The organism is Actinoplanes sp. DH11, assembly GCF_020873875.1.
Lineage (GTDB): Bacteria > Actinomycetota > Actinomycetes > Mycobacteriales > Micromonosporaceae > Actinoplanes.
In genome coordinates this window covers 336,475-349,927 of the sequence record NZ_JAHWGU010000005.1, presented here as the reverse complement: position 1 = coordinate 349,927, position 13,453 = coordinate 336,475, and the positions used below count along the sequence as shown (strand labels likewise).

At 71.7% G+C, this 13,453-nt stretch carries 15 protein-coding genes and 1 pseudogene; 9 read left to right on the top strand and 7 right to left on the bottom strand.

What is annotated here, in order from left to right; translation table 11 throughout:
• Positions 1 to 2 precede the first annotated feature (2 nt).
• The 6 genes from LPA41_RS41795 (at position 3) to LPA41_RS10290 (ending at position 3,493) form a co-directional block, all read left to right on the top strand.
• Positions 3 to 131, top strand: coding sequence for a hypothetical protein (locus tag LPA41_RS41795; RefSeq protein ID WP_255689457.1), 129 nt, complete (start codon positions 3 to 5; stop codon positions 129 to 131).
• Positions 131 to 1,375 (top strand): sodium:proton antiporter, encoded by a 1,245-nt coding sequence (locus LPA41_RS10310; protein ID WP_229069859.1) that lies wholly within the window; start codon positions 131 to 133, stop codon positions 1,373 to 1,375. Before LPA41_RS41795 ends, LPA41_RS10310 begins: the two co-directional genes overlap by 1 nt.
• 144 nt (positions 1,376 to 1,519) lie before the next feature.
• A complete protein-coding gene (locus LPA41_RS10305; RefSeq protein ID WP_229069858.1) occupies positions 1,520 to 2,236 on the top strand; it encodes a VOC family protein in 717 nt (238 codons plus the stop codon).
• Positions 2,237 to 2,297: 61 nt separating this feature from the next.
• Positions 2,298 to 2,507 (top strand): DUF3072 domain-containing protein, encoded by a 210-nt coding sequence (locus LPA41_RS10300; RefSeq protein ID WP_229069857.1) that lies wholly within the window; start codon positions 2,298 to 2,300, stop codon positions 2,505 to 2,507.
• A 136-nt stretch (positions 2,508 to 2,643) separates the two neighbouring features.
• Positions 2,644 to 2,880, top strand: a complete 237-nt coding sequence (locus LPA41_RS10295; RefSeq protein ID WP_229069856.1) for a helix-turn-helix domain-containing protein — start codon at positions 2,644 to 2,646, stop codon at positions 2,878 to 2,880.
• Position 2,881: 1 nt separating this feature from the next.
• Entirely contained in the window at positions 2,882 to 3,493 is a 612-nt protein-coding gene (locus tag LPA41_RS10290; RefSeq protein WP_229069855.1) for a Clp protease N-terminal domain-containing protein, read from the top strand.
• A 124-nt stretch (positions 3,494 to 3,617) separates the two neighbouring features.
• Here the strand turns inward: LPA41_RS10290 and LPA41_RS10285 are convergent, their stop codons facing one another.
• Together LPA41_RS10285 and LPA41_RS10280 are read right to left on the bottom strand one after the other, a co-directional pair.
• The gene (locus tag LPA41_RS10285; protein ID WP_229069854.1) at positions 3,618 to 4,082 is read right to left on the bottom strand and encodes a GNAT family N-acetyltransferase; all 465 of its coding nucleotides are present in this window, start codon (positions 4,080 to 4,082) and stop codon (positions 3,618 to 3,620) included.
• A gap of 665 nt (positions 4,083 to 4,747) precedes the next feature.
• A pseudogene (locus LPA41_RS10280) lies at positions 4,748 to 4,968 on the bottom strand (transposase); the annotation flags it as partial.
• Between the two features lie 271 nt (positions 4,969 to 5,239).
• Here LPA41_RS10280 and LPA41_RS10275 point away from each other — a divergent pair.
• Positions 5,240 to 5,680 (top strand): MarR family winged helix-turn-helix transcriptional regulator, encoded by a 441-nt coding sequence (locus LPA41_RS10275; protein ID WP_229069853.1) that lies wholly within the window; start codon positions 5,240 to 5,242, stop codon positions 5,678 to 5,680.
• Positions 5,681 to 5,683: 3 nt separating this feature from the next.
• Positions 5,684 to 6,631, top strand: a complete 948-nt coding sequence (locus tag LPA41_RS10270) for a pirin family protein (RefSeq protein WP_229069852.1) — start codon at positions 5,684 to 5,686, stop codon at positions 6,629 to 6,631.
• Between the two features lie 344 nt (positions 6,632 to 6,975).
• Here the strand turns inward: LPA41_RS10270 and LPA41_RS41790 are convergent, their stop codons facing one another.
• A complete protein-coding gene (locus LPA41_RS41790; RefSeq protein ID WP_255689455.1) occupies positions 6,976 to 7,104 on the bottom strand; it encodes a hypothetical protein in 129 nt (42 codons plus the stop codon).
• A 98-nt stretch (positions 7,105 to 7,202) separates the two neighbouring features.
• Between LPA41_RS41790 and LPA41_RS10265 the strand changes: the two genes are divergently transcribed.
• A complete protein-coding gene (locus tag LPA41_RS10265) occupies positions 7,203 to 8,786 on the top strand; it encodes a phospholipase D-like domain-containing protein (protein ID WP_229069851.1) in 1,584 nt (527 codons plus the stop codon).
• Between the two features lie 18 nt (positions 8,787 to 8,804).
• On the opposite strand, the gene LPA41_RS10260 is transcribed toward LPA41_RS10265, so the two are convergent.
• Genes LPA41_RS10260 through allB form a run of 4 tightly spaced genes read right to left on the bottom strand, consistent with a single transcriptional unit; the run spans position 8,805 to position 13,448 of the window.
• Positions 8,805 to 9,992 (bottom strand): protein-L-isoaspartate O-methyltransferase, encoded by a 1,188-nt coding sequence (locus tag LPA41_RS10260; protein ID WP_229069850.1) that lies wholly within the window; start codon positions 9,990 to 9,992, stop codon positions 8,805 to 8,807.
• Positions 9,959 to 11,119 (bottom strand): phosphotransferase family protein, encoded by a 1,161-nt coding sequence (locus LPA41_RS42930; RefSeq protein ID WP_229069849.1) that lies wholly within the window; start codon positions 11,117 to 11,119, stop codon positions 9,959 to 9,961. The genes LPA41_RS10260 and LPA41_RS42930 overlap by 34 nt, the downstream gene beginning before the upstream one ends.
• A complete protein-coding gene (gene alc, locus LPA41_RS10250) occupies positions 11,116 to 12,099 on the bottom strand; it encodes an allantoicase (protein ID WP_229069848.1) in 984 nt (327 codons plus the stop codon). Before alc ends, LPA41_RS42930 begins: the two co-directional genes overlap by 4 nt.
• Positions 12,099 to 13,448 (bottom strand): allantoinase AllB, encoded by a 1,350-nt coding sequence (allB, locus tag LPA41_RS10245; protein WP_229069847.1) that lies wholly within the window; start codon positions 13,446 to 13,448, stop codon positions 12,099 to 12,101. Before allB ends, alc begins: the two co-directional genes overlap by 1 nt.
• Positions 13,449 to 13,453: the final 5 nt, after the last annotated feature.

Below are 13,453 nucleotides of genomic sequence, written 5' to 3'. Positions count from 1 at the left end.
CCATGAAACCCGGAGTTCCCCTCGACGCCGACAGCACCCCGACCGGCACCACCTTGATCCGTACCGCCTTGATCCGTACCGCCTTGATCGGCACCGCCCGCACGCACGTCGTTCCCGCTGAGATCCACTGATGCAACTGTCCGACCTGGTGTTCGCCCTGATCGGGGTGGGCGCCCTGCTCGCCGGCATCCTCCCCCGCCTCGTGGAACGCCGGCCGCTGTCGATGCCGATCGCCTTCCTGGGCCTGGGCATGCTGGTCTTCGGCCTACCCCTGAACCTGCCCGAGGCCGACCCGCTCACCCACGCGAAACTCACCGAGCACCTCACCGAGATCGGCGTGATCGTCGCGCTGATGGGTGCCGGCCTGAAGATCGACCGCCCGTTCGGCCGCCGCCGCTGGGCCTCCACCGGCCGCCTCCTGATCATCGCGATGCCGATCACCATCGCCGCGATGGCACTGCTCGGCTGGTGGTGGGCCGGTCTGGTGCCGGCGTCCGCTCTGCTGCTCGGCGCCGCGATGGCGCCGACCGACCCGGTCCTCGCCTCGGACGTGCAGGTCGGTGAGCCGACCGACGAGGAGGACTCGGAGGACGAGGTGCGGTTCGCACTGACCTCCGAGGCCGGGCTCAACGACGGGCTGGCGTTCCCCTTCGTCTACGCCGCCATCGCGATCGCGCTGTACGGCCTCGACCCGGCCGGCTGGCTCGGCGAATGGGTGCTGAAGGACGTCCTGTACAAGGGCGCGGTCGGCCTGGGCGGCGGCGTGCTGATCGGCTGGGCGCTGGGCAAGCTCTTCTTCCGGGCCCGGAAGGACGCGCTGCGCCTGGCCCATCACTCCGAGGGCTTCCTCGCGCTGGCCGCGACCTTCCTGGCGTACGGGCTGGTGGAGGTCGCCGGCGGCTACGGCTTCCTGGCGGTCTTCGTGGCGGCCCGGGCGATCCGGGCGGCGGAGCGGTCCCACGACTACCACCAGGTTCTGCACAACTTCGCGGAGCAGACGGAACGGCTCCTGACCGTACTGCTGCTGCTCCTCCTCGGCGGAGCCGTCGTCGGCGGCCTCCTGGCGCCGCTCACCTGGCAGGCCGCCCTGGCCGGCCTGGCCCTGATCTTCCTGATCCGTCCGCTGGCCGCTTTTGCCGCTTTGCGGGGCGCTCCGGGCACCACGGCGGAACACTGGGTGATCGCAGCATTCGGGATCCGTGGCATCGGCTCGTTTTATTACTTAGCGTACGCAATGACACACGCAAATTTCCCTCGCGCCGATCTCCTGTGGGCAACCACCGCATTCGTAGTCGTCGTCTCCGTTGTCCTGCACGGAATCGCGGCAACTCCGGTGATGCGTCACCTGGACCACTCAACCACTCACGCTAGGTAATACTTTTCTGCTCTAAACCGGACAATGAACCGTGCGGTGGTGACGAAGCGTATTCAGTGCCGTAGAGTGCTCAAGCAACTGGGGATGTCCACCATGGAGCGGCTCATGCGGATCAGAGGCTATGCACCCTTGACACCTTGCTGGGTGGAACTGGCGAGTACGGACCCCGCACGTGCGGCGGAGTTCTACGGAGAGTTGTTCGGCTGGGAGTCGGCGGGTGATCGGTTCAAGCTGGGCGGACGAGCCGTGGCGGGGCTCTCCCGCAGCGTGCTCGAACGGCCGGACGGCTGGCTCACGCACCTGAGCACTCCCGACATCGAGGAGACCCTCGAGCAGGCGCTTCTCTCCGGCGGACACTGCCTGAGCGGGCCGTCCGAGGCGCACGGCGGCCGGCGTGCCGTCGTCGTCGACCCGGCCGGTGCGGTGATCGGCCTGTGGCAGGGCACCGACTTCGCCGGCGCCCAGGCGCGTGACGAACCGGGCACCATGTCGTGGCCGGAACTCATCACCGACGACCCGGACAGCGCGGCCCGGTTCTACGGCTCCGCGTTCGGCTGGCTGCTGCGCCACGAGTTCGGCACCGGCGAGTGGCTCAACCACGGGCACGACGCGATCGCCGGATTGGCGGCCGGCTACCGCGGTGCCTGGTGGCGGGCCGCGTTCCAGGTGGCCGACATCCAGGAGGCGGCCGACCACTGCGAGCGCCTCGGCGGCGCGGTGATCTCGGAACCGGCCGAGGCCGGGCTGAGCGCCTTCGCCGAACTGCGCGACCCGTTCGGCGCACGCTTCACGGTGGCCGCACCCGTCCACCACCCGGTGGAACTCACCGTGTCGCTGGGCAATCTGCCTGCTTGGGAGTGACCTTCACCGGGTAGTGGTACAGGCGTTCGACACCGACACCACTACCCGGAAGGACGGCGTGATGGCCGACCAGACGAACGCCGACAACAGCAACACGATCAAGGACCCGGCGGACTGGACGACCGGCGAGGAGCCGGCGACCGGCGCACAGGAGTCCTACCTGCAGACGCTCGCCTCGGAGGCGCACGAGGACGTGCCGGACGGCCTGACCAAGGCCGAGGCCTCCGTCAAGATCGACGAACTGCAGGACAAGACCGGCCGGGGACGCTGACGCGACCTCGGCCCCACTGCTTTCAGATTCCGCCCGCCGGGCGCCCCGTCTCACGGGGCGCCCTTTTCTGTTCTCCCTCACCCGCCGATCGTCAACCCTCGTTGACAACTCCCCTGCGTCAACGTAGGTTGACAGCATGACCGAAGCGACCGATCTCGCCGCCGCCGCCGGCAGCACCGACCCACGGGTCGGCCTGCGGGCGGTCGTGGCGCTGCGCCGCCTCCTCGAGGGCCTCGAGCACCTTCAGGTCGCCAACGCCCGGGCCAAAGGCTGGTCCTGGCAGGAGATCGCCGATGCTCTCGAAGTGACGCGCCAAGGCGTACACAAAAAACATGCCAAGCTGATGCCGACGCGGGACCTGCGGGAGGACTGAGATGTTCGAGCGATTCACCAAAGGGGCCCGCACCGCCGTGATCGGCGCCCAGAAGCAGGCCCGTGACCTGGGCCATACCACGATCGGCACCGAGCACGTGCTGCTCAGCCTCGTCAGCGACGAACAGAGCTCCCTGGCCGGGGTGCTGCGGGCGGCAGGCATCGACCGCCAGGGGGTACGCGCCGCGATCGTCCGGCACACCGGCGACCGCACCACCGGGGCCGCCGCCCTGGCCGACCGGGACGCCGAGGACGCAGCCGCGCTCAAGGCGATCGGCATCGACCTGGAAGCCGTCCGCGCCGCCATCGAGGAGAACTTCGGGGCCGGCTCGCTACGGCTGCCGCACCCGGCGCCGAAGAAGAAGGGCCTGTTCGGCCGGCTGAGCCCGCTGGGCGGGCACATCCCGTTCTCGCCGCGCGCCAAGAAGATCCTGGAACTGGCGTTGCGGGAGGCGTTGCGGCTCAACCACAACTACATCGCGCGCGAACACATCCTCCTCGGCATCCTCCGCGAAGGCCACGGGCTGGGCATGCGGGTGCTCACCGAGCTCGGCGCCGACCCGGCCCAGCTGCGCACCGAGGTGACGCGTTCGCTGGAGGTCCGGGCCGCCTGAGCCGGCCGCCACCCGGGCCGATCTCTGCCCGAGCCGGCCGCCGCTGCACCGGTCATTGGCCTGAGCCGATCGCCACCTGTGCCGGCGGTCGCCTGCACCGGCGGTCGCCTGCACCGGCGGTCGATCAGAGGAGCAGGCGCATCGCCGGGTCCTGGGTCCGTTGGAAGCCGAGCGAACGGTAGAGCGGCTCACCGTCAGCCGAGGCCCGCAGGTCGACCACATCCACGCCCTCGGCGCGGAACCAGGCCAGCAGCGCGGTCACGCATCCGCGCGAATACCCGTGACGGCGCTGGTCGGGGTCGGTGACGACGCTGAACACGTACCCCATCAGCCCGCTCGCCCGCCCCGGCCCGCCGAGCCGCTCCTCGATCGTCCCGACGGCGCAGGCGGCCAGCCCGGCACCCTCCGCCCGATCGACGACGAACGCCGCCATCGTCGGCTCCGCCTCGTCGAGCCGCCTGACCAGGATGCGTCGGGCCGACTCACGCCAGTCGTCACTCCAGTCCGGACCGGAGAACGTGCGGAGCATCACCTCGCGCAGGCGAACCAGTTCGTCGGCGTCGGCGGCGGTAGCCCGGCGGATCTGCACACGGCGAGATTACCCATCACCGCGGCGCGGCCCGGCCCTCACCCGACGCCTGTCACCCCGGACCAGCCGCTGACACCGCTGCCGCCGGAAGCCGACCACCGACGCCCGGGCGGCCCAGACGACGGCGCCAGCGCCGGGGTCACGCTCGGGCCAAAACCAAACACCAACCCTGGGGTCACGCTCGAGCCGAAACCAAACACCAACCCCGGGACCACGCTCGAGCCGAAACGGAACACCGACCCATGACCAGGCTGGGCCCGAGCCGGGGTCCCTATGGTTGCCGGGCAGCGAGTGCGGGCGCCACGAACCCATCGACGACGCTGCGGATTTCGTCGGCTTTCCACCCTTTTGCGCCTGCTATGAGGCGGAAGTGCGGAGTCTGGGACGCAGGGTGTCGACACGGCGGTGTGGCGTTGCTTCCCTCGGCTCCGTTGCGGTCGCCGGATGAGAGGCTGCGGTGGGCCCGCGTGGCGTAGTGGATCTGCTAGCGATGCGAAATCGCGGTTTCAACCCCATGATCACAGCGATTTCGTAGCGCCAGCAGATCAACATCTCGCCTGGGGCGGGCGCGACCGGCGCGGCCGGAGCCGGAGACGGGGGACGCGGGGTTGGCGCCCGGGCGGCATCCGCTGGACGGCGATCGGGGGTGCGACGGGGTCGGCCCGGCGCAGCGCGTGCGGCAGGGTCGGGCAAGCGTCAGCGATCACGTTGGCGTCGCGAGTGCCGGTCTTCGCCGGGCCCGGGTGCAGATCAGCGAGTCGGAGCATGACCAGGCCCGGCAGGTAGGGCGATCTCGTTGCCCACGCGCCCTGGCCACGGCGACAGGCAGGGCACCGATCGAGGTGAGCTGGCTGGCCACGGCGAGGATCCAGCCGAGTTGGCCGAGCCGACCGAGCTGACCGAGCTGACCGAGCCGACCGAGCTGACCAGGTCCGACCAGGTCCGACCAGGCTGGCCGGGCTTGCCGAGCTGGCCGATCTGGCCGGGCTTGCCGAGCTGGCTGAGCTGGCCGAGGTGACCGAGCTGGCCGAGGTGGCCGAGGTGACCGAGCTGGCCGAGGTGGCCGGGCTGGCCGGTTTCGGGGGGCGGCCGGCGACGCGTACCCCTGGGGTCTTTCGAATTTGAAGTTTCAGATTTTAAGGAGTACGGTTCTCCGCATGGCCGAGCCCCTCGACGAGACCCAGATGCGGCACTGGCGCGCGTTCATCGAGAGTTCGTGGGCGCTGCACACGCGACTCGAGGACGAGCTACGGGCCGCGACCGGGCTGAGCATGAACGACTACCACGTGCTTGTTGCGCTCGCCGAGGCGAAGGATCGGCGGATTCGGATGGGTGAGCTCGCCAACCGGCTGTGGCTGTCGCCGAGCCGGATCACCTACCAGATCAACTCAATGATCAAACGCGGTCTGGTGCGCAAGGAGAACTGCACTGACGACGGGCGCGGCCAGGAAGCCGTGCTCACCGATCTGGGGCTGGAAACGCTGCGCGAGGCCGCTCCGGCACACCTGACAACCGTGCGGAAACGCTTCATCGATCATCTGGACGACGAGGAGCTGGCCGTCATCGGCCGCGTCTTCGACAAGATCAGGAAGGTGTGAACCATGCCCGCCATCACCGTCGAGGACGTCCTCGTCCTGCCGCGCCTCCCCCGGCTGGACCCGATGACCGATTTCCGGCCGGTTCGCCGGCTGACCACCGCGCCGTCGGGATACGAGGGCGAGGGCTTTCCGGTCCGCCGCGCGTTCGCCGGTGTGCCAATGACCGAGTTGGATCCCTTCATCCACCTGGACCAGATGGGCGAGGTGGATTATGCGCCGGGCGAGCCGAAGGGTACGCCGTGGCACCCGCACCGCGGCTTCGAAACCGTCACCTACATGATCGACGGCATCATGGACCACCAGGACTCCCTGGGAAGCGGCGGTTCGATCACCGACAGCGACACCCAGTGGATGACCGCGGGCGCCGGGATCCTGCACATCGAGGCGCCGCCGGAGCACCTGGTGATGAGCGGCGGTCTCTTCCACGGCCTGCAGCTGTGGGTTAACCTGCCGCGCGCCGCGAAGATGATCGACCCGAAGTACCAGGACATCCGAGGTAAGCAGGCCGCGCTCCTGACCACTCCGGACGGTGGCGCCCTCATCCGCGTCATCGCCGGTGAGGTGGCCGGCCACAGCGGGCCCGGCTCCACGTTCACCCCGATCAACCTGGCGCACGTGACCCTGCAGCCCGGCGCGCGGCTCGACCTGCCGTGGCAGCCGGATTACAACGCCCTCGTCTACACCCTCGCGGGCGAGGGATGGGTCGGCACCGACCTCCGCCCGATCCACCTCGGCCAGCTTGCCACCCACGGCCCCGGCGACGCCATCCGCGTCGAGGCGAAGACCGAAATGGATCTGTTCATCATGGGCGGCCGCCCGATCCGCGAGCCGATCGCCCACTACGGCCCGTTCGTGATGAACACGCAGGCCGAGCTGAAGCAGGCCTTCGAGGATTTCCAGAAGGGTCGCCTCGGCGTCATCCCGGCCACGCGGCTGCCGCACACCGACTGAGCGCCGGCCGCTGCGGGGGCTTGATGCCGCGAACAGCTCGCCAGGCTTCGGTACCGCACGCCCGGGGCGAGCTCAGCGGCGACCACGAACCGGCCGAGGGGAACGCACGGTGAGGCGACCACGAACCGGTCGAGGGGTAGTACGCAGGGTGAGGGCGCGACCGTGCGCAACACGGTCAGTGAGGTGCCGTGGGCTGGAAGATGAGGCGCCGTGGGCGGGAAGACGAGATCCGGTGGGCGGGGAGAAGGGTGCCCGGGCGGGGGCACTTCCGAGGGAATGGGGCGTTGATCACACCGGCGGCTCGGGGCGGGCGAGCCGGTTGCCGGGGAGGGTGACCTACGGGGTCAGGGCATCATCATCAGGATGGCTGCGGTTCCGGCCAGTACCAGTAGCAGGACCGCGATGAGCAGCCCTTTCTCGGCGGACTCGGGGGTGTTGGTGACGCTCGTGGTCGACAGCGGCTCGCTGCTCATGTGATCCACTCCTCCGCGGGATCGGGGTCGCCGCTCCGGGTGCGGACGGCGGGTGGGAGGCTTACGGTGAGGGCGTCGTCGACCTCGAAGGGGTTGCTGTGCCGCCGCAGGAATGGCTTCTCACCGCTGCCGAACGCGGCGACCCGGACACCTCCATACCCACATGGAACACCGGAAACACCGTCGAAGCACTGATTCATGGGCAAAAGTACTTCGATCGGTTGGCTACCGAGGTGGAGGCCCTCCAAGCGGGCGATCACCTCTTCTTCACCGACTGGCGGGGCGACCCGGACGAGCGGTTGCGGGAGGACGGTCCGACGATCGCGGAGCTGTTCGCGAAGGCGGCCGGCCGCGGGGTGATCGTCAAGGGGCTGCTGTGGCGTTCTCATGTGGACAAGCTCGCGTACAGCGAGGAGGAGAACCGCACGCTCAGTGACGACATCGAGGCTTGCGGCGGGGAGGTCCTGCTCGATCAGCGGGTCCGCCGGGGTGGGTCGCACCATCAGAAGCTGGTCGTGCTGCGGCATCCCGGGCGACCGGAACTGGACATCGCGTTCGCCGGTGGCATCGACCTGTGTCACAGCCGCCGCGACGACGAGGCACACGAGGGTGATCCGCAGGCGGTGCGGATGGCGAAGGCGTACGGTCCGAATCCTCCCTGGCACGACGTGCAGCTCGCCCTGCGGGGGCCGGTCGTGGGAGCCCTCGACCTGTCGTTCCGGGAGCGGTGGAACGACCCGGCGCCGCTTGATCAGCACGGGCCGATCTCCACGGCCGTCGACATGCTCAAGCACGAGGACATGAGCGCCGACCGGCTTCCGCCGCAGCCGCCGGACCCGCCGCCGGCCGGTGAGATGACGGTGCAGGTGCTGCGTACCTATCCGGCGATGCGCCCGGCGTACTCGTTCGCGAGGATGGGCGAACGCACCGTGGCCCGCGGCTACACGAAGGCGATCCGCCGCGCCCGCCGGCTGATCTACCTGGAGGACCAGTACCTGTGGTCCAAAGATGTCGCCCAGCTGTTCGCCGAGGCGATGCGTGACAACCCGGACCTGCACCTGATCGCCGTGGTGCCCCGCTACCCGGACGTGGACGGCGCGTTCGCGCTGCCGCCGAACCAGGTGGGACGTGAGCAGGCCATCGAGCTGTGCCGGCGGGCCGCCGGTGACCGGGTGCACGTGTACGACCTGGAGAACGCGGCCGGCACCCCGATCTACGTGCACGCCAAGATCTGCGTGATCGACGACGTCTGGTCCAGCGTGGGCAGCGACAACTTCAACCGTCGCTCGTGGACGCACGACAGCGAGCTGTCCTGCGCGGTCCTCGACGACAACCGGGACGACCGCGCGCCGGCGGATCCGGCCGGTCTCGGTGACGGCGCCCGCCGGTTCCCGCGTGAGCTGCGGCTGTCGCTGCTGCGCGAGCACCTGGGGCGGGCCGAGGGCGACGACGAGGACCTGCTGGACCCGTTCGACGCGGTGCGGGCCGTGACCGAGTCGGCGGATCGGCTGAAGAAGTGGAACGACGGCGGCCGGCAGGGTGCGCGTCCGCCGGGCCGGCTGGTGCCGCACGAGACGAACCGGCTGCCGTGGTACCAGCGGTTGTGGGCGACCCCGGCCTACCGCCTGATCTACGACCCGGACGGCCGGCCCTGGCGGGACCGCCGCGCGGGCACCTGGTGAGTAGGCGCGCCGACAAGCCTACGGGCGCAGCAGGTTCCACGTCCTCGGCACGAGGATCGGCCCGGTCCGCTCGAACCAGGCCCGCCAGGCCCGCATGGGTGGCCGGTGCAGCGCCTGCCAGCGTTCGGTGAGCGCCACCGCGACCCCGGCCCACCGGTCGGCCGAAGCCAGCACCGCGCCGTCCGGCAGCACCACCGCCCCGCCGGTGCCGTCGTCGTCCAGGACGGCGAGGAAGCTGCGGTCCCGGAACCCGGCGAACGCGCCGCCCGTGCCCGGGGTCTCCGGCACCCTGGCCCAGGTGACCCGCCGGTGCCAGACGCCGGCGGCGAACCAGAGATCCCGGTAGGCGAGGGCGGCGAGCGGTTCCCATCGGGGCCCGACGACGGGTACGAGCCCGGTGAGCGGTTCGGCCGGCGGGTCCGGGTGGCTGCCCGGATGCCGGGCGGTGAGCGGGCCGGCGGCGCTCATGAACCCGGCCGGGCAGACCACCGATGCCTCGCAGGCGGTGCCGGCGACGAGGACCGGGTGCATGCCGGCGTGCTCCACGGGTGCGACGATCCGGCCGCCGGGACGCAGCCGCGCCGGCCAGTGCGGTGCCAGCCCGGCCACCCCGACGGTCACGATGATCCGGTCGTAGTCGCCGTCCGGCACGGAGTCACGGAACACGGAGTCACCGGGCACGGCGGCGGGATCCGGCGGGCCGGCGGCACCGGGCCACCTGTCGTCCGGCGGGCGGGACCCGAAGGTGTACCCGTCGGCGGTCTCCACCCGTACCCCGGTGATCCCGGCCCGGGCCAGCGCGGCGCGTGCCCGTTCCGCCACGTCGGGCTGGCTCTCCACGCTCGTCACCTCGGCGCCGAGGGTGGCGAGCAGCGCGGCGTTGTAGCCGGTCCCCGCGCCGATCTCGAGGATCCGCTGACCGGGCCGGATGTCCAGCGCCTCGATCATCAGGGCCATCAGGGACGGCTGGCTGGACGAGCTGACCGGTCGCTGCCCGTCGAGCTTGGTGACCAGCACGTCGTTGCTGTAGACGGCGCGCAGGAACTCCGGGTCGGCGGGCAGCACCAGCCGGCCGTCGCGCCGGTGGAATCCGCCGGGGACGAAGACCTCGCGTGGCACGGTGGCGAAGGCGCGGGCGAGATCGGGTGACAGGGTCACCCCGTCGTGGCGGATCAGGTCGAGGTAGTGCCGGCGGGCGTCCTCCATGAGTCACAAGCCTGCCTCAGGGACGCCGCCACGTCATCGGCGTGATAGACGCGTTCGGCCGGTTCGATGTTCGCCACGAAGTCCGCGTAGACCACGGCCTGCCGCAGGCCGGCGAGCGGCCGCACCAGTTCCACCGCCCGCAGCGCGTCACAACCCGGCCACCGACCGGCCCAGTCCCGCAGCACCCCCGGGTCGGAGCTGAGCCGCAGCGCGTCGAAGGCGGGGTGGCCGGCGCCGGAGTCGCCCCAGTCCACGATCACCGGGCTGCCGTCCGGGCCGGTACGCACGTTCCCCGGGTGCAGGTCGCCGTGCAGCAGCGTGTCCGGCATCCCGCACGCGGCCAGCTCCGCGAGGCGGCCCGGCAGCTCGGCCAGCACGTCGGCGAGCCCGGGGATCCGGTCGAGGTGGGGCGCGGCGACGGCTTCGACGCGTGCCGGGTCGAGCCGGTGGTCCGGCAGGCCGGCGGCGAGCAGCTCGTCCACCCGGGTCGCGAAGTGCGCCTGCACCGGGTGGAACGCGTCGACGACCGCGGCGGCGAGGGACGGGCCGGCGCCGTACCGGTCCTCCCCCGGCACGTGGGCCAGCAGGGTCCGGCCCTGTTCGCCGGCGGCCAGCACATAGGGCACCAGGCCCGGCGAGACGGCGTCAACCATCCGCAGCACGACCGGTTCGTGCGCGAAGAACCGCGGCACCTGCTTGAGCCAGGCCACCGGGGTGCCGTCCGGGGCGTCGAAGCGCCAGATGGCGGAGAGGTTCCAGGTGCGCTGCTGCCGTGGGACCGCCCCGGACAGGCCGATCCGGTCCAGCGCGCCGGCGGCCCAGGCCAGCGACGCCGCCGGGCCGCCGACCTCGGCCCAGGGCGCGCGCAGCGGGTGCGGTGCGAGGCTGGGAGTCACCGGCAGCAGCCCGGCCGGTGAGTCCCGGGTCTCGGCCAGGTAGGTCACGTGCCCGCCGTGCGGCGCCGGCCGGTCGGCGTGCAGCAGCCGCAGCACTGTCACGTCGGCGCCGGCCTTCGCGACGACCTCGGTCACCTCCTGCCACCACGGCGTGACGACGGGGAACGGCGGGAGGGCGCCGAGGACGGCACCGTGCGGGTCGACGAGGACAAGGGAAACGGTACGGCTCACCCCGCCATTCTGGACCGCAGATGCCCCCGATCGGCACGTCCCAGCAGACGCAGCCGCGCCATCCCGCCGTCCGGGAAGATGTCCAGCCGCACGTGCGTCACCGCCGGCCCTTTCGTCAGACGGAACCGGTGCGGGGTGTCCGGCCGCAGCGCCACCCGGGGCAGCAGCTCCACCCAGTCCGCCGGGCCGGTCCGGTCGTCGGTGCCGGTCAGCCGGGCGGCACCAGGGGCGTTGCCCTTGAAGTGGCTGGTGTCCAGGTCGGCGAAGCGGAGCACGGCCGGTGCCGCGAGCCGCACCACGACCCAGTCGTTGCCGTCGTCGCGGCGCCGGGACGTCTCCCAGCCGTCACCCATGTTCCGGGCGAGGCCGGGCATCAGCATCCGCTGCGGGTTGCCGTAGAACATGTCGCTGCAGTCGACGACCGTCGCGCCGTACTCCGCGGCCGCCACATCGAAGGTCTTCGGCAGCAGCGCCGGATCGGGCACCACCTCGCCGTGCACCCGGAGCCGGGCCACCCCGCCGTCCGGGAAGATGCGCAGCCGGACGTGGGTCCAGCGGCGCCGGTCCGCCACCGCGAACAGGTTGTGGCTGTCGCCCCGCAGCGCCGACCGCGGCACCAGTTCGGTCCACTCGGCGGCGGCCAGTTCGTCCGGGCCGGGATGTCCGGGCAGCGCGGCACCCTCGACCGACGCGTGCGGCGGATAGTTGCCGGTGAAGAACGCGGTGTCCACGTCGACGCCGTGCACGATGCCGGGCGCTCCCAGCCGTACCACTGCCTCGTCGTGCCCGGCCACCCGCCGCCGCCGGGTCTCCCAGCCGTCGTAGACCTGTCCCTTGTGGTCGAAGGTCCGCGGCGCGTGCCCGGGTGGTTCCGGCAGGACCAGGTGGTCGGCCGCGGCGAAGAACTCGTCGTTGGCGTGCACGACGCCGCCGCCGAACGCGCGCGACGCCAGATCGGGCAGTGCGGTGAAATCGTCCATCACTTCTCCTCCGGCTCTGCTGCTCCGCCCGGCTCTGCTGCTCCGCCGCGGCTCAGCAGACGGCCGCGGGGTTCGTCGCCGGTCACCGCGCTGCCGCGCAGCCAGGTCCGGGTCACCACACCCGTCAGGACCCGGCCCGCGTACGGGGTGACCGGGTTGCGGTGATGCAGCGCCCGGGGGTCGACCGTGAACCGCTCGTCGGGCCGGAAAGCCACCAGGTCCGCGTCGGCGCCGGCCGCGATCCGCCCCTTCCGCCGCAGCCCGGCCAGGTCGGCGGGACGGCGTGCCATCCATCCCACCACGTCGGCGAGGCTGTGCCCCCGCTCCCGGGCCGCCGTCCAGACGACCGGCAGACCGAGTTGCACGGACGCGATACCGCCCCACGCCGCCGCGAAGTCCCCGGTGTCCTGCCGCTTCAGGTCGGGGGTGCACGGCGAGTGGTCGCTGACCACGCAGGTGATCAGGCCGTCGGCAAGCGCGGCCCAGAGCAGGTCGGCGTTCGCCGCGTCCCGGATCGGCGGGCAGCACTTGAACTCGGTGGCGCCGTCCGGGATCGCGCCGGCGTCAAGGGTCAGATAGTGCGGGCACGTCTCCGCGGTGACCCGGACCCCGTCGGCCCGGGCCTGCGCGATCAGGGGAAGCGCGGAGGCGGCGGAGAGGTGCAGGATGTGCACCCGGCGACCGGCCTCGCGGGCGACGGCGATCGCGGTGGCGACGGCGGCGTGTTCGGCGGCCGGCGGGCGGGAGGCCAGAAAGTCGGTGTACGCGGCCGAGCTCACCGCCTCGCCCAACCTGCCCGGGTCTTCGGCGTGCACCACGAACAGCGCGTCGACCGCGCGCATCGCCTCGGCGAGCTGACCGGCGTCGACCGGCGGGAACTCCGGCACCCCGGAGTCGGCCAGGAACGCCTTGAAGCCGTACACCCCGCGCGCGTGCAGCTCGGGCAGGTCACCGGCGTTGCCCGGGATCGCACCGCCCCAGAACCCCACGTCCACGTGGCACTGCCCGGCGGCGGCCGCCTGCTTGATCCGCAGCGCCTCGGCGTCCACGGTCGGCGGCAGACTGTTCAGCGGCATGTCGACGATCGTGGTGACCCCGCCGGCCGCGGCCGCCCGGGTGGCGCTGGCGAAGCCCTCCCACTCGGTCCGGCCCGGCTCGTTGACGTGCACGTGCGTGTCCACCAGGCCGGGCAGCAGCGCGTCGTCGCCCAGGTCGACGTCCTCGGCAGCGGCCACCACGGCGTCGTACGGCCGGACCGCCACGATCCGCCCGCCCTCGACCGTCACCGCGGCCGCCCGCTCGCCCTCCGGGGTGATCACCCGCCGGGACCGCACCACCAGATCAGCCATGGCCA